This is a genomic window from Paenibacillus sp. XY044 (assembly GCF_002257645.1).
Taxonomy (GTDB): domain Bacteria; phylum Bacillota; class Bacilli; order Paenibacillales; family Paenibacillaceae; genus Paenibacillus_AQ.
Map to the genome: position 1 here is coordinate 65529 of NZ_NQMO01000015.1, position 18696 is coordinate 84224.

Consider the following 18696-nt stretch of genomic DNA (forward strand, 5'->3'; position numbering starts at 1 on the left):
AAATTTACAGATGATAGAATGAAAACGCTTGCGTTGAAGCGCTTTCAAAAGAAAACGCGTGTTTTTTAAAGTAAACTATGGTTTAATGAATGATAAAGAAGGATTTTCACGGTTTTTGTCGTAATACTATACCTTGGATTAGAGGGTTTTTTTGTTTTCCCTAAAAGTCCCTTAATCCTATAAAGCTAACGAAAAGGGAGATTTAAAACATGCATGTTCGTTCCTTTCAGTTAAGTGATGCGACTCGTGTCAACGAGCTGCTGCAAATCGCGTTATCCGAAGAATGCTACGAGAATACGATCGAACCGTTCTCCAGGCAGCTCTACTGGGATTCCGACCTGATTATGGTTGCAGAAGAGAATGAGCAGATCGTCGGTGCCCTGATCGGCACGATCGAGCATAACCACGGCTTCTACTATCGTATCGCCATCCATCCGGATTATCGCCGCAAGGGAGTGGGCAAGGCGCTGGTCACCATGATGGAAGGCCGGTTCCAACAGCGTAAAGTCAGCGGAATTATGATTGCAGGAGACGAGCATAACAAGGCCGCCATGCCTCTGTACGAGGCAATGGGCTACGGGGCCAACAAGGTGCTGCAGGCGTTCCAGAAACTCAGCATTGTCGCGCCACAATAGAGAGAACGACCCTTTGGTATTATGGAGAAAACTTACATCCATATCGTTAATAAGCAATATTTACTATACTTGAGCATATCTTCGCGGCGTTGCAAAAGGCCCGAAGATATGCTTTTCTGTATATATGGGAATTTGTCATAAAAATGAGGTGTAGCATGAATCAAGTCGATCAGCGGGAACAAGGCCGCCCCGAGCCGATCCCGGTTCCGACGCCCGGAGAACAACCAGGCAAGCGCGGTTGGCTGTCCGAATTTTGGGATTGGGCCAAAACACTGGTTATCGCATTTGTCATTATGATGCTGCTGAATTTATTCGTTTTTAATCTATCCATGGTCCGCGGGCAGTCGATGCAGCCGACGCTGGTGGAGCAGGAACGGCTGTTTGTCGATAAGATCGTATATGATTTTACCGCACCGAAGCACGGCGAGGTCGTCGTCCTTCGCGACCCGAGCAACGGTCCGGAGAAAAAGGAATTCCTGGTCAAGCGGATCATTGGCGTACCGGGTGACACCGTGGAAGTGAAAAGCCACAAGCTGTACGTAAACGGTAAGGAGCAGAGCGAGCCTTACACCGAGGTTGAAATCCAGGATCCGGATTTCGGCCCGTTGAAGCTGGACAAGGATCACTATTTTGTGATGGGGGATAACCGGCATGCCGGCGCAAGCCGGGACAGCCGCTCCTTCGGCAGTGTGGAATCTAGCGCCATCGTGGGGCGGGCAGAGTTTATTTTCTGGCCGTTGTCCAAAGCGAGATCACTGTAGGCATTATGGAACGACTCTTATCGGAAAGGAGGCCGCAAGGAGTAATGACATTAGGCAAACAACAGGCTGCGTACGCTCCTTCGGCTTCGCCGTGGGAGCAGCTGAAGCAGGACATTAAAGAGGCGGCGGCCGGGTTTGGCATTGACGATATCGGCTTTGCTTCCGCCGACCCGTTTGTTTCCCTGAAATCGATTCTCGAGAATCACCGCAAGCTCGGTTACGAATCCGGCTTTGAAGAGCCGGATCTGGACAAACGCGTCACCCCGGCCCTCCCCGATGCACAGCCCGCCTCCCTCATTGCCATCGCCGTAGCCTATCCTTCCAAAATGGAACACAAGCCGAAGCAGGTGCCTGGACAATACCGGGGGATCCTCGCCCGTTCCGCGTGGGGACGGGATTATCATCAGGTGCTGCGTGATGCGATGGGCAAGCTCGAGGCGTTTATCCGGGAGCGGGTGCCGGATGCCGTGCTGGAGAGCATGGTGGATACCGGGGCCTTGGTGGACCGGGCGGTTTCGGAGCGGGCCGGCATCGGCTTCAGCGCGAAGAATTGCTGCATTATTTCGCCTAAATGGGGTTCATGGATCTATCTCGGGGAAATGGTGACCAACATTCCGTTTCCGCCGGATACGCCCGTTACGGAGGACTGCGGTGACTGCACGTTGTGCATCGACGCTTGTCCGACGGGGGCGCTGGTCGGACCCGGTCAGCTTAATGCGCAGCGGTGCATTTCCTTTTTGACCCAGACGAAAGGGTTCCTGGAGGACGAGGTGATGCGCAAGATCGGCAACCGTCTGTATGGATGCGATACTTGCCAGGTCATCTGCCCGAAAAACAAGGGGAAGAACTGGACGCATCATGAGTATCTGCTGCCGGAGCCCGAGAAGGACAAGCCGCTGCTGCTGCCTATTTTGGATTTAAGCAATAAGGAGTTCAAGGAGAAGTTTGGGGAAAGCGCCGCCGCCTGGCGCGGCCGCAAGCCGATTCAGCGCAATGCGGTGATCGCGCTTGGCAACTTTAAGGATAAATCGGCGGTGCCCCGTCTCGGCAGGGTGCTGCTGGAAGACCCAAGACCGGAACTGCGGGGTGCCGCAGCTTGGTCTTTGGGCCGTATAGGAGGGGAAGAAGCTTTGAATTGGCTGAATAAAGGTCTGGCTTCAGAACAGGACGAAAAGGTGAGAGACATGATGAACGAAGCGCAGGAAAAGCTTCAGCCGGCAGAAAGCGGTCAAACCGCGGATGTCGAGATGGCTGCGGAGGACTTTTCTCCCGGATTGGGAGGAGAGAAGGAAACGGTCTATTATTCGGAGATGATATCCCCGATCGGCCCGCTGACGCTGTGCGCAACGGAGAAGGGGCTGTGCCTGATCGAGTTCGGGCCGTTTAACGTCAAGGAGGCGGTTCTCCAGAAATGGTCCCGCACTTGGTGCGGCGGCGGTGATTTCGTACAGGATGACGAGCGTCTGGAAGAGGTGAAACGCCAGCTGGGCGAATACTTTGCCGGGGAACGCAAGACGTTCGACGTGCCGCTGGATATGCGGGGTACGCCGTTTCAGCTTCAGGTTTGGAGCTCGCTAGCCGATATTCCTTATGGAGAGATCCGATCCTACGCAGACATCGCGAATGCGATTGGCAGACCGAAGGCCGTCCGGGCCGTCGGCGGAGCCAACAACAAAAACCCCGTACCGCTGATCGTCCCTTGTCACCGGGTGATCGGCGCTGACGGCAGTCTCGTAGGCTATGGCGGAGGGATGGAGATCAAGCGCCATCTCTTGACCCTGGAGAACTCCCTGCCCGAAAGAAAAGGATGGGCCGATAAGTAACCAATCGGGGGAACGTTCATGAGGTATGTAGGCATTGAAAGTGTGGAGCCCGGTCAATTTTTGGGGAAAACCATTTATTCCGGGAATGGGACGGTGCTGCTGTCGTCGGGAGTCCAGCTTACCGTATATATGATCAGTACGCTGAACCGCATCGGGGTCACGATGCTCTATATTCAGGATCCGCTGTATGCGGACGTGGAGACGGAGGACATGCTCAGCGAGGCAACGAAACAGGGGCTGATTCAGGAAATGAGCGACGCCTTTGAGGCGGTGAGGTCGGGGAAAGAATGGAACACTCAACTGATCGGCGCCAGTGTGGATCATCTCCTGGAGGACGTGATGAACAACAAGGAGCTGCTCGTGCAGCTCACGGACGTCCGTACCGCAGACAACAGCCAGTATGTACACGCGATGAATGTATGCCTATTGTCCACGGTGATGGGCGTCAATATGGGCCTGAATTATCAGCAGGTCAAAGAACTCGCTACAGGCGCCCTGCTGCATGATATCGGCAAGAATGGCATGCAGGAGGGAGACGAGCTGTTCCCGGATTCCAAGACCCATCATACCTGGCGCGGATTCGAGAAGCTTAAGAACAAGAGGGAGTTCGGCCTGCTGATCGCTCACGTTGCCCTTCAGCATCACGAACGGATGGACGGCCTAGGCCTTCCCCGTGGATTGACGGGAGACGAGATTCATTTATATGCCAAAATTGTCGCTGCCGCCGACACCTACGACCGGATGATTCATCCGCTGAAGCCTTCGAGCCGGAGGCTAATGCCGCATGAAGCCTGTGAGCAAATGATGGCCATGTCGGAGAAGCAGCTCGACCATGGCGTGCTGGTACAGTTTACGAGGATGGTGTCGATCTATCCGAACGGAACGGCCGTCAGGCTGTCGAGCAAGGAGACGGGGCTTGTCGTTCGTCAGCACCGGGGGCTGCCCGGGCGTCCGGTCGTCCGGATCGTGCGCGGCGAAGCGGGTCATTTGGATATTAAAGAGCTTGATTTGGCGCAGGAAACGACCGTATTTATCGAGGCTGTATTGGCCTAGAATTCATTTGCGAGCCGCATTTGGACATGCTATGATAGGTTCGTGCTGCTCAGGCATGCGCAAGGAATGTATTTATACTATAGGGGTGGCGGAACATGCAATATGTAATTCCAATTATTACGCTGATCGTCGGCCTGGTCGGCGGGTTTTTCATCGGCGTGTTTTATCTGCGCAAGCAAATGGAAAAAATGCAGAATGACCCGCAAATGCTTCAGAAGATGGCCAAGCAGATGGGTTACAACTTGAACGGACGCCAGATGCAGAAGGCGCAGCAGATGATGAAGAATCAGCAGTTTTCCGGCAAGAAGGGCCCGGCTCAAGGTCAAGGTCAAGGTCAAGGTCAAGGCCGTAAGAAGAAATAATCCCCTCGGCATAGAACGTCTACAGAGAAGCGGGGGTAGCGATAGGAGGAAGTGCTGTGGCTGGCGTTAAAGATTACGTAAACACGCGTGTTGGTGAAAACCGCGAGAAAATCGAGTACCATATCGAGCAAATTTTGAAGCTGATCGGTGAAAATCCCGAGCGGGAAGGGCTTCTTGAGACACCTGCCCGCGTAACCCGGATGTACGAGGAAATTTTCGCCGGATATGAGGTAGACCCGCGTGATGTGCTGGGCGTGACCTTTGACGAAAATCACGAGGAGCTGGTGATCGTCAAGGATATCGTGTATTACAGCCAATGCGAGCATCATATGGCGCCGTTTTTCGGCAAGGTCCATATCGGCTACATTCCGAGCGGAAAAATTGCCGGACTCAGCAAATTGGCCCGACTGGTCGAAGCGGTAACCCGCCGTCTGCAGGTGCAGGAGCGAATCACGTCGCAAATCGCCGACATTATGGTCGATGTGCTGCAGCCGCATGGCGTGATGGTCGTCGTGGAAGGCGAGCACCTGTGCATGTGTTCGCGGGGCGTGAAGAAGCCCGGCAGCAAGACGGTGACCTCCGGCGTACGCGGTATTTTCCGTGAAGACCCGGCGTCTAGAGCGGAGTTCCTGTCTTTGATCAAAGAATAATGACGGCAATATAAAAAAGGGCATGCCCGGAAGGGGGCATGCCCTTTTTGATTTGCGAAGCTATTTTTTGATCATTGGATCGTTGTCGATATCCTTCTGCTCGGCCAACTTGATGTTGCCCAGGAAGGTGGATACCCGGCGCAGGTATTCCCGCGAGTGCTCGCGGAAGATCAGCTCATGGTGGCTGCCTTTCACGATCCAGACATCTGAATACGGATTGGTCTGATTGGAGGCGAGTTTCTCCGCAATCGGATACGGCGCCTTCTCGTCCTCCGTCCCGTGGATAAAAAAGATCGGGAAGGGATAATCCTCTTTTTTGACCTGCTGGTATGGGATCTGGTTCAAGCTCGTGCCGTTCAGCACAGGGAACAGCAGCTGCAAAATTTCCAGTGACGGATGCCGCGGCAGGTCGATCTGATTTTTGATGTTATGGTACAGCGTATCCGGCTCAAGCAGGAAGGTGCTGTCGAGAATCATGGCGTCGACATCCTTGGTCTGCAGGCCGGCCTGAAGGGCGGTACCGGCGCCCATGGAGAAGCCCCATACTACGATCTGCTTAGCCCCGCGCTGCTTGGCCAGATCGATGGCCCCCAGCAGCTGCTGGGCCTCCACCTTGCCGCCCGTCGCGGCGGCTTTGCTGTTCTGGGAGGCGAAACCGTAATCAAACATAATGACGTTAAAGTTTAAGCGGTGGGCGAAATGCGCCAAATCATACATCGGGATCCATGTTTCCTCCCGGTTGGCGCCGTACCCGTGACTGAACACGATCGTCTTGGTTGAGCCTGCTGCGGGAATATACCAGCCCTGCATCATCCGGCTGCCGTCATGAGCCGGGAAGGTGATGTCCTCGTATTGCATGGTCTTGGCCTGCATCGGGTTGGAATACAGCGGTGCGACCGTCGGGTTGGACAGCACCCAGGCGATGTAGGCATGCAGTGCAATGAAACAGAACAGCAGGAAAAACACAACGGACAAGAGCAGTGCGACCAGAATATGCTTAAAGCGAATCATTCGCGTAGATAACGGTAATGGTGTATCGGGCAGGGGGCGGGGAAGATGTACGTCGTTTCGGGATGTCATGTTCATGCGTGCCCCTCCTTATAAATACTTTACTATATTAAGTTTAACTTCCAGGCTTCGTTTACGAAACATATAAAATTTTACTCTATATCCTATGCAAGCCTGAGGCCAAAGTCAATCCGGGGCGGACAATTGTTAGACAATTGTAATAGTGAACCGCCCCATGGTTCACATGTCAGCTACCTTTGTCCTTCTGATGAGGACATGTTTATAAAGCGCCCCGCGCCATGAGCCGATCATGCGGAGCCGAATATTCGCCATGCAGTATACAGATTGACGTCTCCTTATAAGATGGTCAGAGAAGAAATGATAGACTTTATCCGGCGAATTTCTTATAATTTATGTAACCATGTTTCATGTGGTGAAACATTTGAGGGGCGGGATCGGAATGGAAGACCGCAAATTAACGGTTCGTGCCGTTGAACGGGCACTGGATATATTGATGTGTTTTACGCAGAACAGTGAGCTGGGACTGACGGAAATCGCCGGAATGATCGGGCTGCACAAGAGCACCGTCCATCGGCTGATGACTACCCTCGAGGAGAAGGCTTTCGTCGTCCGCGATGCGGCGACGGAGAAATACCGGCTTGGCATTAAAGTGTGGGAGTTGTCCACGCATTTGTCGCAAAGCGACGATCCGGCGGTGGTGCTGCTGCCGGCGATGGAACGCCTGCGCGACCGGCTTGGGGAGACGGTCAGCCTGTACCTGCGGGACGGGAAGGACCGTTTGCGGATTCAGGCGGTGCAGAGCAACCAGGCCATCCGGAGGGTGGCGCAGGTCGGGGCGCGCTTGCCGCTTACGGTAGGAGCATCGAGCAAGGTGCTGGTGGCGTTTGCCGCGCCTGCCGATCAGGAGGAACTCCTAAGCGATCCGGATTGGGCGGAGCTGGCGAAAAGCGGCAGCTATGTGCACCAGCTGCAGGATATCCGGGAGCGGGGCTATGCGACGAGCATCGAGGAGCGCGAGCCCGGCGCCGCCGCGGTGGCGGTGCCGATCGTAAACCGGAACGGGCGCGTTGCCGCCGCCCTGTCCGTGTCCGGTCCGGTGAGCCGGCTGTCGAGCGAAACGCTCCATGAATTTGCCCCGGTGCTGATCGAAGCGGCGCGGGAAATGGGGCTGATGATTCCGTAGGCGGCTGGAAGCCCGCCTGCGGCTGTTACTGGATGAACTGAGGAAAGAAACGCACTGTCTGCGTCCTAGTCATAGAGAAAAGCCCGCCATGCCGGTGAATACCTGCATGGCGGGCTTTTTTAAGATTATAGAGTTTATACATTAGAAATCAGGGAAATCAGTGCTCGATATGCTCTTCGAACCAGCGTACGATATGGCTCAACCGGCGGGTGCGCAGATGCGGGTTGCCGCTGCGCGAGAGGTTGTGGTCGGCTCCCGGAAAACGGATGAACTGCGCCTCCTTGCCCAGACGCTTGAGTGCAACGAATAGCTGCTCGCCCTGTTCGATCGGGCAGCGGAGATCCTGCTCCCCGTGAAGGATCAGAAGCGGTGTGTTCACCTGCTTCACGTAAGCGATCGGGGAATGCTTCCACAGCTTCTCCAGATCGTCCCACGGATTGCCCCAAATTTGGTCCTCGGTAAAATAGTACCCGATATCGCTGACGCCGTAGAACGACACCCAGTTGCAGATCGAACGCTGTGTGACGGCGGCCTGGAACCGGTCGGTGTGCCCGACGATCCAGTTCGTCATGAAGCCGCCGTAGCTGCCGCCGGTCACGCCGAGCCGGGCAGCGTCGATGTAGTCATAGGCAGACAGGACATAGTCCACCGCATCCATCAGGTCCTGATAGTCGCGTCCGCCGTAATCGCCGCGGACTGTATTGACATGGACCTGACCGTACCCGTGACCGCCGCGCGGGTTCGTGTAGAATACGGCAAATCCGGCCGCAGCGAGCAGCTGGAACTCGTGCATGAACGTGTAGCCGTACATCGCTTGCGGTCCGCCGTGGATTTCCAGAACGGCCGGCACTTTGGAGCCTTCCTGGAAGCCGGCCGGCTTCATGATCCATCCCTGGATGGGCCAGCCGTCCGAAGCTTCGAAGCGGAAGGCTTCCGGTTCGCTCAACGCGAGCTCGCTGAAGAGCTCCTTGTTGCAGTCAGTCAGCCGGGTCTCTTCACCGTTTGCCATGTCAAAGGCAAACAGATCTCCCGGATGCAGCGTATCCGCGAAGGCGAGGATCAGCTTGCCTTCCGTTGCCAGGGCAAACTGGTAAATTTCCCGGTCGCCGCCGGCGATGATTTCATAATCAGAGCCGTCCAGCGCAAAGCGGGCGACCTTGACGCCGCCGTCCTCGCTGATCTGCAGGTACACATGCTTGCCGTCTTCGCTGAAGAATGGCGGACTGCCAGCTCCCGCGCGCATATCGCCCACGCAGGCGTGTCCGAGCTGCACGTCCAGATCTTCGTAGTAAGCGCGGGCCTCGCCGCCCTCGGCGGGGATCAGGTAAATGCGCGTCAGCGTGGCAAAGCCGCAGTTCAGGTCGTCGGCCAGCATTAGAATATGGCTGCCATCCGGCGTATAGGTGACCGGCCCGATGCTAAGCCGCCCATCCGTCAATTGGCGGACGTTCCCGCCGTCCCGGTCCGCCACGAACAGGTCGCCCGTCAGGCGGAGGTCGGGATCCGGGAAGGAAGCGGAGTCGCGTGTAGCGGTGAAGATGATACGGCTGCCGTCCGGCGACCAATTGAACGAAGACACATCGAAGTCGCCTGACGTGACCGGCGTGCATGCGGATGACGCAAGATCATGAACGAACAAATGCGTTCTGCGGTCATTCCACAGCCCGGCGCCATCGGCCTTGTACTTAATACGATTAATAATCTTTTCGTCCGGCTGTTTGTCCTTGCCGGTCTTTTCCGTTTTCGTGGCAGAGTCCGCATCGTTGCCTTCATCGGCCTTAGGAGCTTCGGCGCGGAGCACAAGGGCGCTTCCGTCGGGTGCCCATTTAAAGGCGATTACGCCGTGCTTCAGCTCCGTTACGGCCTGGGCTTCGCCGCCGTACGCAGGCATGACCCAGACTTGACGGGCATCGCCCTTCTTGCGCAGAAAGGCCAGACTGGAGCCGTCGGGAGCCCAGGCGGGCGAGGCGTCCTGCTCACCGGCGGTAAAGGCGGTATCCTCCCGGCCGTCCGGCGAGATCAGGCGAATATGGGAGGCATAGCCTCCGTGCTGGTCGTTAACGGTTTTCGATATGTACGCGACGGCGCCATTCTTGGGGGAGACGGCAGGATCGCTGACCCAATGCATCCGGTACAAGTCATCGGGGGTAATGGAACGTTTTTCACTCATGGACAGGGCCTCCTAAGAAATGAAATGAAAATAAGTATGAAGCAATCAGATTCTAAACCACATTATCCCAGAGTTCCGGCGGGAAATCCATCGCCAGGACAGGTAAGGTGGCCAAACGTTTATGGGAAGACCCAAACAAGAACAAGCCCCTTGATTCGGTTCAAGGGGCTTGCCGTATATATTGGGGGCGTTGTCCCGCTGACGGACGCTTCGACCCTCCGATGGAGTGCTTTCCGTTTCCGCCGGACGGGACGCCCTAGTCCTCGGTTTATTTCTGCTTGCCGATCCAGCTTGCGATCGTATCGATGATTTCCGGTGTCACGTTGGAAGGCTGAGCGTATTCCGAACCGGTGGAGAGGCCGTCATATTCCGCGAGCAGATGGTTTACCTTCGGAAAAGACTTATATTCCACGTCGGTGCGGTCTTTCAGTGCCGCTTTCCACTGCTCGAATTCATGCATCGGCACCTGCCAGTCGTTTTCGCCTTCCAGGATGAGCATCGGTCCGCTCTGCGTTTTGGCTAATTCGGCCGGCTTGTAATCCTTCTTATCGTACCACCAGTAGGCCGGTGGAATCGGAAAGCTTTCCGGCAAGTGGGAGACGGAGTACTGCGGGTCGTCGAGCAGTTTGGCGGCCTGGGTCCAAGCGGCTGCCTGCTGCTCGTAAGGCGCAGGGTCTTGGCCGAGCTGCTTGATGCGGGATACCAGCTCGGCCTGCTGTTCTACGGCAACGTCGATGAATGAAGAACTCGGGCCGGACAGCAGGATGGTGCCGGCGATGTTCCGGCCGGCATCGGCTTCGATGATGAGCGGCATCGCATAGCCGCCCTGGCTGTGTCCCGCCACGTAAACTCGGGCGGGATCAATGCCCGGGGTTTGGGTCAGCAGCTTCACCGCGGACAGCGCGTCGTCAACCGTTTCTTCTTTGACGGTTAGTTTCGGGTTGGCCGCGATTTTAAAGGTATGCTCGAACGTGACCTTGTCGTAGCGCAGGACGGCGATGCCTTTCGCGGCCAATCCCGCCGCCAGGTCGCGGAACGGCTTGGCTCCGCCAATGGAGGTGTCCCGGTCGTTTGGACCGGAACCGTGAACCAGCACGACGGCAGGGAACGGCCCTTGGCCAGCCGGAAGGGTCAGCGTTCCGGGAAGGGCCCACTCCCCTTCGCCGATCTTGACCTCCCGCTCGGAATAAGCTGCCGGGTGATCATAGGCCGGCGGCTGGTATCCTCCCGCAGAGACTGGGCCGATGTTCAGATCGTCCACCAGGCCGCCTGTATTCAGGCGAAGGGTGATCTGAAGCGGAACCGCCGCCGTCTGCAGCGTGTACACTTCGTTATGGTGGACGGTATTATCGCTCTCCTGCTTGCCGCTTACCGACGAAACTTGGCCATAGGCGCCCTCGTAGTTTTTCCAGAGGCTGTTCAGCGTCTGAACGGGCAGGGCCTGCTGCAGCGCAGGGCTCATAACTTTGGCAGCTTCGACCCCGTCTCCGGCCCTCAGGGCGTGGAGGAACAAGTCGGCATTGTCGGCGGCTTCAGAAGGGCCGGCTGCGCTCTCTGTACCGCCCAATGCTGCGGACAGGAAGGCGGCCGGAGCCATCGCCTGTTGGCCGGAGATCCGGACGGTTCCTCCGGTCGGCACGGTTTTGCCGTTCAATACGCCGGTGGACCGCCCAATCGTCAGTACAAGCGTCGTATCTTCCTTTTTGACGGTCACCGAGTGCTGCTCCGGGTCCCAGCTGACCTGGGCACCCAGCCGCACGGCGGTTTCGCGCACGGGAGCGTATGATGCAGCGTCCGGCGTTTCGGCAGCGGCCGCCGCAGGGACAGACAGGCTGATGGCAGTGAGGGAAGCAGCGGCCATCGCGCTTAGGGTTCGTTTCGATTTCATAAGTATTCCTCCTAAAGGGGATGATCCCCGAATGATGGACGAAGGTTAAATCGCAATCAGGGAAGCGATGATGATCACCGCCAGGAGACCGATCAGGAACATCCAGGTGCCGGGTCTGCCAAAGTTGACCGTCCAGCCGATGCCCATACGCTTTTCCACGAACAGGGCAGGGTCCTGCGGGTTGAAATAAATGTTGCCCAGCTTCCAGTATCTGTCGTCGTTTACGTACGTGTTCCCGGAGCCGGAAGTGGGGCCGCCGATCCGCCGTCCGCCCTGGCCGGTGGAAAAGGCCATTACGATGGCGAGCACGACGATCAGAATGGGCATCATCAGGCTGACGAGCATCATGACGTCCCGGCTCAGCGGATAAATCATGTTGTATTGGATGAACGAGAACAGGAGCACCATGATCAAGCCGGCCGCGACGTTGAACATGGACCATCTGCGGCGGAAGGCGGCGTTCCGGCGCACCGACTGCTGCGGGTCTGCCGGGCTCAGCTGCTGCTTGCTGCGAAGGATCGACCAGTTCGTGGTCATAAAGATCCCGATCATGACGAGCTGCATCAAGTTCAAGCCGAGAACCGTCCGGTACGATTTGGCGGCCGTACGTGTCACTTCACCCTGCCAGTTGAACTTCATGTTCAGCGTGTCGGGGATTTTGTCGTAGTAGGCCAGGGCGAGGCCGGCGCTGATAACGGCAACAGCCCCATGGATCAGGAACCATTTATTCGACCAGATCAGCTTGTTCCCGCTTCGGAACGACGTATCCACGGCCACGACGGAATGGTTCAACGTCTCCGGAGGGAGTGTGGCCTTGTACCGTTTCATTTTCGTATAAAAAGTCAGATTGATGACCGCCGAAGCGATGATCAGGAGCAGCACGAATCCTGAGATGATGGTGGGCTGCTGCTCTTCCGGCACGTTCAGCATGGCGAAGAGGCAAGCGATCAGGAGCACGCCATATGCGACCGAACTGGACCATACATACTGTCTGCGCATGCGGCGCAGAGGGTCGCTGTGATACACGGCTTCGCTGATCGATACGCCGAAGCTGACGGTTTCACGCGTCAAATAAGGCATGCAGATCAGGGACAGCGACAGGGGGACGAACATAGCCATCAGAAACAGAACGGATATCCAGTACATTACGCATTCTCCTTTGGTTCTTGGGTAATATCGTCGTAAAAGCTTTCCACGATCCGCAGAAGCTCCGCCTTATCCATACCCCGGCAGATGGCTTCAGCGATAGCGGGTCTGAGCTGGGCTTCCTGCTTGTGCTGATAGTCCGGGGTGATTCCCGGCATGCCGTCAGGGTTCACGACGACCCCTTTTTGCCTGTGAATTTGAATAAATCCTTCCTGCTTGAGCAGCGTGTAAGCCTTGTTGACGGTGTGCAGATTGACGCCGATATCCGAGGCAAGGCTGCGGACGGAGGGGAGATACTCGCCCGGCGCCAGCTGCTTGCTGGCGATCCCTTCGATGATCTGATTCAGGAGCTGGGTGTAAATGGGCACATCGGACTGCATATCCAACCGGATAATCAACGAAGAACCCTCCTTTCATCAACATGTTGCGTAGGTGATGTTACTGTTAGAGTATTAACATCTGTTATACAACAAATATAACAGATGCGAATGTGGTTGTAAATAGTTTGCTGACAACTCAGGCGTCCGAGTATGAGCAAGGCACTATTCAATGGAACAACTGAAGGTGAAGAGATGAAGATCGTAGGGAGAAGCGGAATGAACTATTTTGACATAGTACCTTGCAAAGCAAAGTACCTGGTGTTATTATGATAACGAAGGGAGCGGACGAACGAAATGGAAATGTCGGAATGGACTTCACAGGTCCGCAGAGGCATCCTGGAATACTGCATTTTGCAGCTGATCGCCAAGCAGCCGAGATACGGATATGAGCTTGTTACGCTGCTGGATCAGTGGGAACCGCTCGCCGTAACGGAGGGGACGCTGTACCCGCTGCTTCGACGGCTGCTAAAGGAACAATATATCGAATCGTTCTGGAAGGAATCGGAGGCAGGACCGCCGCGCAAATATTACAGCCTGACCCCTTCGGGGCACCAGCTTGTGGAGATGATGTCTGCGGAGTGGAACAAGATCAGCCGCAGCGTCGATCAAATTCAAATCTATGGAGGAGAGATCTCATGATCAGTCCATATGGAAGGTCTTATTTGGAGAAATTGAACAATTACTTGGAGAAGCTTCCCGATGAAGAGCGGATGGATGCCGTCATGGAAATCGAGAGCCATATTGCGGAGGGCATCGCGAACGGGCAGCCGGAGGCGGCGATCCTGTCACGTCTGGGCGATCCCCGCAAGCTCGCCAAGGCGTACCGGAGCCAGCACTTCGCCGAGGGGGGGCGGACTGGATCCTTCCGCGATATTTTGGCTATGGCGTTGTTCTACTGCACGACAGGACTGCTGAGCATCATGGTAATCCCGGTCCTGGCCGTGATTGCCTACGGCTTCGGCTTTTGCACATTGTTGATTCTGGTCGCAGGCGTCATCCGCACTTTCGGCGCGACCTGGATCAACATGGGCGTACCCGGCATGGAGGTCCCGACGGAATACAGCATGGTGGTAGCGGCGGTCGTCGGCGCCATCATTGGAGGGATCGCATACTTCAGTTGGGTAGGTCTTAAAAAGTATATGGCCTTTCTGTCCAGCCAGTATCGAAGATCACTGCCGGGCGGCCGGGTGTCGGCATAGGCATCTGCAATCCAAGCTGCATTTTTCCCGAATCGGAAAAAGACCGTACGCATAAGCGCACGGTCTTTTAATTTCTACACATGATTCCGCCTGGTACTTGACTGCAGCAGCCTTGAAGCATCAGCGGTTCTGGTTGATGATTTTCTCCTGTAAAATCTCCTGAAAGCTCTTATTCTTGTCCGCCTCTTCCTTTGCAGGCCGGCTAACGGGCTGCGGCTTAGGGTAAGACGGGTGATAAGGCATAATGCCGTGCATATGAATCACTCTGCAGACCTCCTCATGCCATGGATTTTGAAGCGGATCTTCAAGAACGATGTAAATAACGGCTGAACCGAAGGGATGCTGGGTCCGTAACGTACCTATGTTGCTTACTTTTACCCTTGTACCGAGAGAATGAAACAGCAGATGGCGGTTTTTTGAATCCCAAAATGGCGATTGGCGGACGGCTTTAATTGTTGTAAAATTTAGTAAATTCAAACGAGGGGGGAAATGATGAGAACCGCTTGCGCTCTTCTGATCTTGTTCATAGTGGCATTGGCAGGCTGCAGCAGCAGCGAAAAGGATGAAAAGAAGTTCACCGTGGAGGACTTGGGCATCGTCAGCAAGGCGGATGGACGAAAGCTGTATTATGGAATGAAGCAGGCGGACGCTGAGGCCATATTGGGCCAGAAAAAAGAACAATCGGGAAACGGCGAAATTGAATATGACTTCGGCGTCAAAGCATCTTATCGGGACGGCAAGCTTGTCTACCTTAGAGTGGGAGAAGAAGCAAAGGATCACTATAAAACTGCCTTGAATGCCGAGATCGGTATGACGAAAGACCAGTTCGAGAGCATTTATGGAAACGTCCATATGCCCACCTCCCCCGATGCACCATTGACCTATGTCTTTAATATGAAAAAGCGTGTGTTCCTGGAAGAGAATGCACCCAAGAACGATAAAGCCGCGAAAAACCTTCTGCTTTTCCACGCGATGGAGTACGACGGAATCGTGGATACGATCGCTATCATTGACAGTTATTCAACGTCTCACGGCAGCAGCGAGTAGTTTCTCATCGTAAAAAAAACCCTGCATCGCGTCGCTTGATCCAAGTCAGGCGGCGTGCAGGGGGTTTTTCCAGTAAAGTAAGCATATATCGTGGAACTGTATGTTTAGGCGCCCTTCAGCGGCGCCTTTATTTCGTTTCGATGATCAGCGGCACAAGCTCCTGTTTGTCCACGTCCACCAGCCCAAGGTCGGTGATTTTGGCCTGCGGAATAACCGGCAGCGTGACCATGATCATGCGGTGGATCGGGTTTTTGCCGGGCATGATCTCGGCCTGGATCGTATCGACGAATTGATTGATTTTCGGCGCAAGCACCTCGCCTTCCTCCAGGCTCATCAGCCCTGCGAGCGGAAGGGACAGGAAAGCGACGACCTCTCCGTTCTTCACGGCGATCATGCCGCCGCCCCGTTTGCGCAGTTCATTGGCGGCAATGACCATATCCTCCGTATTTACGCCGAGCGCGGCCAGATGATGACTGTCATGCGCGACCGTCGTAGCCACTGCGCCTTCGATCACGCCAAAGCCGGCCAGGAGTCCCAAGGCCTTGTTGTCGTTCACTCCGTGGCGGTTCCAAACCGCAACGCGGTTCAGCGGGCCTTTGCGGCCGTCATAGGCTTCGGGAACGAGCTGACCGTCCTTCACCGGCAGCGTCGCCTCAATAAAGCCCGTAGGCACGCCTGGTTTAAAATCGTACTCGATGACCCGCACGCGAGCTTCCGATGCATTCGGGTCGGCAACGCTCAGGCGCAGGTCATCCTCCTGGATCTCCGGCAGGTGAACCGTTTGCAAGTATTCTGCCGGGGGCTCCAAATGCCGCTGGCGCTCGGTCAGTGCACCGTCATGGACGATATGCTTTCCGCCGATCCATACGTCCGAGACGTTCATGGTCTCCAGGGCGTCGACCAGGACGATGTCGGCCAGCCGGCCCGGCGCCAGCGCACCGACGTCCTTGCGGTTCAGACGGTTTGCCGCGTTCAGGGTGGCGTACCGGACAGCATCCACGGCCGGGATGCCTTCCTCAATGGCACGACGAACGACATGATTGATATGGCCGCGTTCGATCAAGTGGGATGCCAGGACGTCGTCCGTGCACAGCGTGACGTTCGGCAGATAGCCTTTGCCGACGATGGCTTTGGCCACTTCCGCCATATTGAGCGAGAAGGAGCTCTCGCGGATATCGACGATCATGCCGGCACGAAGCTTGGCGATGGCTTCCTCCGTGGTCCGGCATTCATGGTCCGAGTCCGGACCGGCGACCAAGTAAGCGGACAGGTCGCGTCCCACGACGGTCGGCGCGTGCCCCTGCGGAATTTTGCCCGCGCGTTCGTTTGCCTCCAGAATGCCCATCATGCGGGGATCCTCGTGAATGACCCCGTGATAGTTCATCACTTCCGCTACGCCGTCGATGCCTTCCCAGGCCAGCATGCGTTCGATGACTTCCGGCGTGAAGTCGGCGCCCGCGGTTTCAACCGCCGGTGCGGAAGGCACGCAGGAAGGGGCGAGCGTCATGACGCGGAGGTCCAGCTCGCGGCTCGCGTCTACCATGTAACGAACGCCGTCTTCGCCGAGGACGTTGCCGATCTCGTGGGGATCGGTCACGATCAGAGTCGTGCCGTGCGGCAACACCACTTCCGCGTAATGAGCGGGAGTCAGCATGCTGCTCTCGATATGCAGATGCGTGTCGATCAGGCCGGGAATGGCGAATTGGCCTTTGCCGTCCACCGTGCTCTCTGCTTCGAGCTCCGTAACGCCCGGTTCGGTGACGTGCACGATGGTGCCGTCCGCGATCCCGATAGCGGCAGGATAAATCTCTCCGGTAAACACGTTCACGAACTGAACGTTATTCAGTGCCAAGTCTAATGGTCGATCGCCGCGCGCGGCGGCAATAAGTTTGCGGTTCATGCTGATCGATCTCCTTATCCTTAGATTATTTTAGCCAGAGGTAATATACGAGCGGTATGCAGAGAATCCACAATCCGATATGGATATCGCGGATTTTGCCTGCGAATACCTTGATAATGACGTAAGACAGAATACCGAATACGATCCCGTTTGCCAGGCTGAACGTCAGTCCGGCGGAGATGACAGTCAGGAGTGCCGGAAGGGTTTCTTCCCATTCGTCCATATCAATATTCTTCAGCGTCCCGAGCATCGACAGGCCGATGATGATCAGAGCCGGAGCCGTGGCCGCGCTCGGAATAAGCAGAATAATCGGCGTAATGAACAGGGCAAGCAGGAAGACGATCCCTGTCGTTACGGCGGTCAGGCCCGTACGTCCGCCGGCTTCCACGCCGCTGGCCGATTCAATGTAGGTGGTGATGGTCGTTTGTCCCATCAGCGCGCCGCCGACGGTAGCGAGCCCGTCCACGACAAACGGCTTTTTAATATCCGGCAGGTTGCCTTCCTTGTCGAGCAGATTGGCTTTTGCGCCGACACCGAGCACCGTGCCCATGGTAGAGAAGAACTCACCCGTGAAGAACGTGAACAGCAGCGGGAAAAAGGCAAGCTTCAGCGCGCCCGGAATATCCGCCTGGAACATGATCGAAGACGGATTCGGCGGCAGGGAGAACAAGTCTGCGAACGAATGCGGCAGCTTGGTGATGCCCATCGGAATGCCGATCACCGATGTGATCAGAATGCCGAGGAAGACGGCCGCTTTCAGCTTGCGGGCCATGAGGCCGAGAATAATGACCAGTCCGATCACGGACAGCAGCACGGTCGGCGAATGCAGGCTGCCCAGCGTCAGCGTACCGGTTTTGTTCTGTACGATCAGCTTGGCATTGGAGAAGCCGGTGCCGATGATGAAGAGGCCGACGGCTGCGCCTATGGCATGCTTGATATTTTTAGGAATGATCTTGGAAATCGTTTCCCGCAGACCCAGGAAGGTCAGCAGAAGGAAGAGGACGCCTGAAATGAAGATCATGCCGAGGCCCTGCTGCCAGGTTGCTAGACCCGCAGCAACGATGCTGTAGGCGAAGAAGGCGTTGCCGCCCATGCCGGGCGCTACCGCAAAAGGACGTTTGGCATACAGGCCCATAATGATGCTGAAGAGGCCGGAGGCCAGCAGTACGGTGACCATAACGGCCCCTTGATCCATTCCGGCGGCTTTCATGAGGTCCGGCTGAACCACGATGATGTACGCCATCGTTACAAAGGTCGTCAGACCGGCAATGATTTCGGTTTTGACATTCGTGTTGTAGTGGCTCAGTTTGAAAAAACGATCCAGCCAGGAAGCATTCGTCTGATTCATGATTGCTAGAGGACTCCTTTACATGTTGTATAATCGTTTCGCGTCCTGTAACTATAACATGCACATTTTGAAGCCGTCAAAGCTAAAAGCGAACTTTGTACAAATAAACAAATAAAAATGTT

At 55.8% G+C, this 18696-nt stretch carries 18 protein-coding genes; 10 read left to right on the forward strand and 8 right to left on the reverse strand.

Translation table 11 applies throughout. The annotated features are described in order from the left end of the window. Positions 1-209 precede the first annotated feature (209 nt). The 6 genes from CJP46_RS33960 (at position 210) to folE (ending at position 5284) form a co-directional block, all read left to right on the forward strand. Complete coding sequence (locus CJP46_RS33960) at positions 210-635, forward strand: GNAT family N-acetyltransferase (RefSeq protein ID WP_094600038.1); 426 nt, start codon at positions 210-212, stop codon at positions 633-635. A gap of 155 nt (positions 636-790) precedes the next feature. Continuing rightward, a complete protein-coding gene (gene lepB, locus CJP46_RS33965) occupies positions 791-1396 on the forward strand; it encodes a signal peptidase I (RefSeq protein ID WP_094600039.1) in 606 nt (201 codons plus the stop codon). Positions 1397-1440: 44 nt separating this feature from the next. Continuing rightward, a complete protein-coding gene (gene queG / locus CJP46_RS37465; protein WP_094600040.1) occupies positions 1441-3219 on the forward strand; it encodes a tRNA epoxyqueuosine(34) reductase QueG in 1779 nt (592 codons plus the stop codon). An 18-nt stretch (positions 3220-3237) separates the two neighbouring features. Continuing rightward, a complete protein-coding gene (locus tag CJP46_RS33975) occupies positions 3238-4272 on the forward strand; it encodes an HD-GYP domain-containing protein (protein ID WP_094600041.1) in 1035 nt (344 codons plus the stop codon). Positions 4273-4367: 95 nt separating this feature from the next. Then, the gene (locus CJP46_RS33980; RefSeq protein ID WP_094600042.1) at positions 4368-4634 is read left to right on the forward strand and encodes a YneF family protein; all 267 of its coding nucleotides are present in this window, start codon (positions 4368-4370) and stop codon (positions 4632-4634) included. A 56-nt stretch (positions 4635-4690) separates the two neighbouring features. Beyond that, a complete protein-coding gene (folE, locus tag CJP46_RS33985) occupies positions 4691-5284 on the forward strand; it encodes a GTP cyclohydrolase I FolE (RefSeq protein WP_076175829.1) in 594 nt (197 codons plus the stop codon). A 60-nt stretch (positions 5285-5344) separates the two neighbouring features. Here folE and CJP46_RS33990 read toward each other — a convergent pair whose 3' ends face one another. Next, positions 5345-6370, reverse strand: a complete 1026-nt coding sequence (locus CJP46_RS33990; protein ID WP_094600043.1) for an alpha/beta hydrolase — start codon at positions 6368-6370, stop codon at positions 5345-5347. Positions 6371-6752: 382 nt separating this feature from the next. Between CJP46_RS33990 and CJP46_RS33995 the strand changes: the two genes are divergently transcribed. Further along, positions 6753-7496, forward strand: coding sequence for an IclR family transcriptional regulator (locus tag CJP46_RS33995; RefSeq protein ID WP_094600044.1), 744 nt, complete (start codon positions 6753-6755; stop codon positions 7494-7496). 157 nt (positions 7497-7653) lie between these two features. On the opposite strand, the gene CJP46_RS34000 is transcribed toward CJP46_RS33995, so the two are convergent. The 4 genes from CJP46_RS34000 to CJP46_RS34015 form a co-directional block, all read right to left on the reverse strand. Further along, entirely contained in the window at positions 7654-9666 is a 2013-nt protein-coding gene (locus tag CJP46_RS34000; protein WP_094600045.1) for a S9 family peptidase, read from the reverse strand. A 268-nt stretch (positions 9667-9934) separates the two neighbouring features. Beyond that, complete coding sequence (locus CJP46_RS34005) at positions 9935-11554, reverse strand: alpha/beta hydrolase family protein (protein WP_094600046.1); 1620 nt, start codon at positions 11552-11554, stop codon at positions 9935-9937. Between the two features lie 45 nt (positions 11555-11599). Further along, complete coding sequence (locus CJP46_RS34010; protein ID WP_094600047.1) at positions 11600-12700, reverse strand: DUF1648 domain-containing protein; 1101 nt, start codon at positions 12698-12700, stop codon at positions 11600-11602. After that, positions 12700-13098, reverse strand: a complete 399-nt coding sequence (locus tag CJP46_RS34015) for a GntR family transcriptional regulator (RefSeq protein WP_094600048.1) — start codon at positions 13096-13098, stop codon at positions 12700-12702. The genes CJP46_RS34010 and CJP46_RS34015 overlap by 1 nt, the downstream gene beginning before the upstream one ends. A 276-nt stretch (positions 13099-13374) precedes the next feature. Here CJP46_RS34015 and CJP46_RS34020 point away from each other — a divergent pair, with 276 nt between their 5' ends. Both CJP46_RS34020 and CJP46_RS34025 read left to right on the forward strand, forming a co-directional pair. Then, positions 13375-13719 carry a PadR family transcriptional regulator gene (locus CJP46_RS34020; RefSeq protein WP_094600049.1) on the forward strand — a complete coding sequence of 115 codons (345 nt, stop codon included), beginning with the start codon at positions 13375-13377 and terminating at the stop codon, positions 13717-13719. Further along, a complete protein-coding gene (locus tag CJP46_RS34025) occupies positions 13716-14279 on the forward strand; it encodes a DUF1700 domain-containing protein (RefSeq protein WP_094600050.1) in 564 nt (187 codons plus the stop codon). The genes CJP46_RS34020 and CJP46_RS34025 overlap by 4 nt, the downstream gene beginning before the upstream one ends. Before the next feature lie 120 nt (positions 14280-14399). Here CJP46_RS34025 and CJP46_RS36760 read toward each other — a convergent pair whose 3' ends face one another. Beyond that, positions 14400-14543, reverse strand: coding sequence for a hypothetical protein (locus tag CJP46_RS36760; RefSeq protein WP_179281439.1), 144 nt, complete (start codon positions 14541-14543; stop codon positions 14400-14402). Between the two features lie 225 nt (positions 14544-14768). On the opposite strand from CJP46_RS36760, the gene CJP46_RS34030 reads away from it, so the two are divergent. Beyond that, positions 14769-15326 carry a hypothetical protein gene (locus tag CJP46_RS34030; protein WP_179281443.1) on the forward strand — a complete coding sequence of 186 codons (558 nt, stop codon included), beginning with the start codon at positions 14769-14771 and terminating at the stop codon, positions 15324-15326. Between the two features lie 127 nt (positions 15327-15453). On the opposite strand, the gene ade is transcribed toward CJP46_RS34030, so the two are convergent. Continuing rightward, a complete protein-coding gene (gene ade, locus CJP46_RS34035; protein WP_094600052.1) occupies positions 15454-17226 on the reverse strand; it encodes an adenine deaminase in 1773 nt (590 codons plus the stop codon). 25 nt (positions 17227-17251) lie between these two features. Then, complete coding sequence (locus CJP46_RS34040; protein WP_094600053.1) at positions 17252-18574, reverse strand: NCS2 family permease; 1323 nt, start codon at positions 18572-18574, stop codon at positions 17252-17254. Between the last annotated feature and the right edge of the window lie 122 nt (positions 18575-18696).

What these genes read in the sequence shown, in the direction of transcription:
- queG (WP_094600040.1), top strand. Translation starts at nt 1,441, where the DNA reads ATGACATTAGGCAAACAACAGGCTGCGTACGCTCCTTCGGCTTCGCCG.
- CJP46_RS34020 (WP_094600049.1), top strand. Translation starts at nt 13,375, where the DNA reads ATGGAAATGTCGGAATGGACTTCACAGGTCCGCAGAGGCATCCTGGAA.
- CJP46_RS33960 (WP_094600038.1), top strand. Translation starts at nt 210, where the DNA reads ATGCATGTTCGTTCCTTTCAGTTAAGTGATGCGACTCGTGTCAACGAG.
- CJP46_RS34040 (WP_094600053.1), bottom strand. Translation starts at nt 18,574, where the DNA reads ATGAATCAGACGAATGCTTCCTGGCTGGATCGTTTTTTCAAACTGAGC.
- ade (WP_094600052.1), bottom strand. Translation starts at nt 17,226, where the DNA reads ATGAACCGCAAACTTATTGCCGCCGCGCGCGGCGATCGACCATTAGAC.
- CJP46_RS33980 (WP_094600042.1), top strand. Translation starts at nt 4,368, where the DNA reads ATGCAATATGTAATTCCAATTATTACGCTGATCGTCGGCCTGGTCGGC.
- CJP46_RS34010 (WP_094600047.1), bottom strand. Translation starts at nt 12,700, where the DNA reads ATGTACTGGATATCCGTTCTGTTTCTGATGGCTATGTTCGTCCCCCTG.
- CJP46_RS34005 (WP_094600046.1), bottom strand. Translation starts at nt 11,554, where the DNA reads ATGAAATCGAAACGAACCCTAAGCGCGATGGCCGCTGCTTCCCTCACT.
- lepB (WP_094600039.1), top strand. Translation starts at nt 791, where the DNA reads ATGAATCAAGTCGATCAGCGGGAACAAGGCCGCCCCGAGCCGATCCCG.
- CJP46_RS33990 (WP_094600043.1), bottom strand. Translation starts at nt 6,370, where the DNA reads ATGAACATGACATCCCGAAACGACGTACATCTTCCCCGCCCCCTGCCC.
- CJP46_RS34025 (WP_094600050.1), top strand. Translation starts at nt 13,716, where the DNA reads ATGATCAGTCCATATGGAAGGTCTTATTTGGAGAAATTGAACAATTAC.
- CJP46_RS34000 (WP_094600045.1), bottom strand. Translation starts at nt 9,666, where the DNA reads ATGAGTGAAAAACGTTCCATTACCCCCGATGACTTGTACCGGATGCAT.
- CJP46_RS34030 (WP_179281443.1), top strand. Translation starts at nt 14,769, where the DNA reads ATGATGAGAACCGCTTGCGCTCTTCTGATCTTGTTCATAGTGGCATTG.
- CJP46_RS33975 (WP_094600041.1), top strand. Translation starts at nt 3,238, where the DNA reads ATGAGGTATGTAGGCATTGAAAGTGTGGAGCCCGGTCAATTTTTGGGG.
- CJP46_RS33995 (WP_094600044.1), top strand. Translation starts at nt 6,753, where the DNA reads ATGGAAGACCGCAAATTAACGGTTCGTGCCGTTGAACGGGCACTGGAT.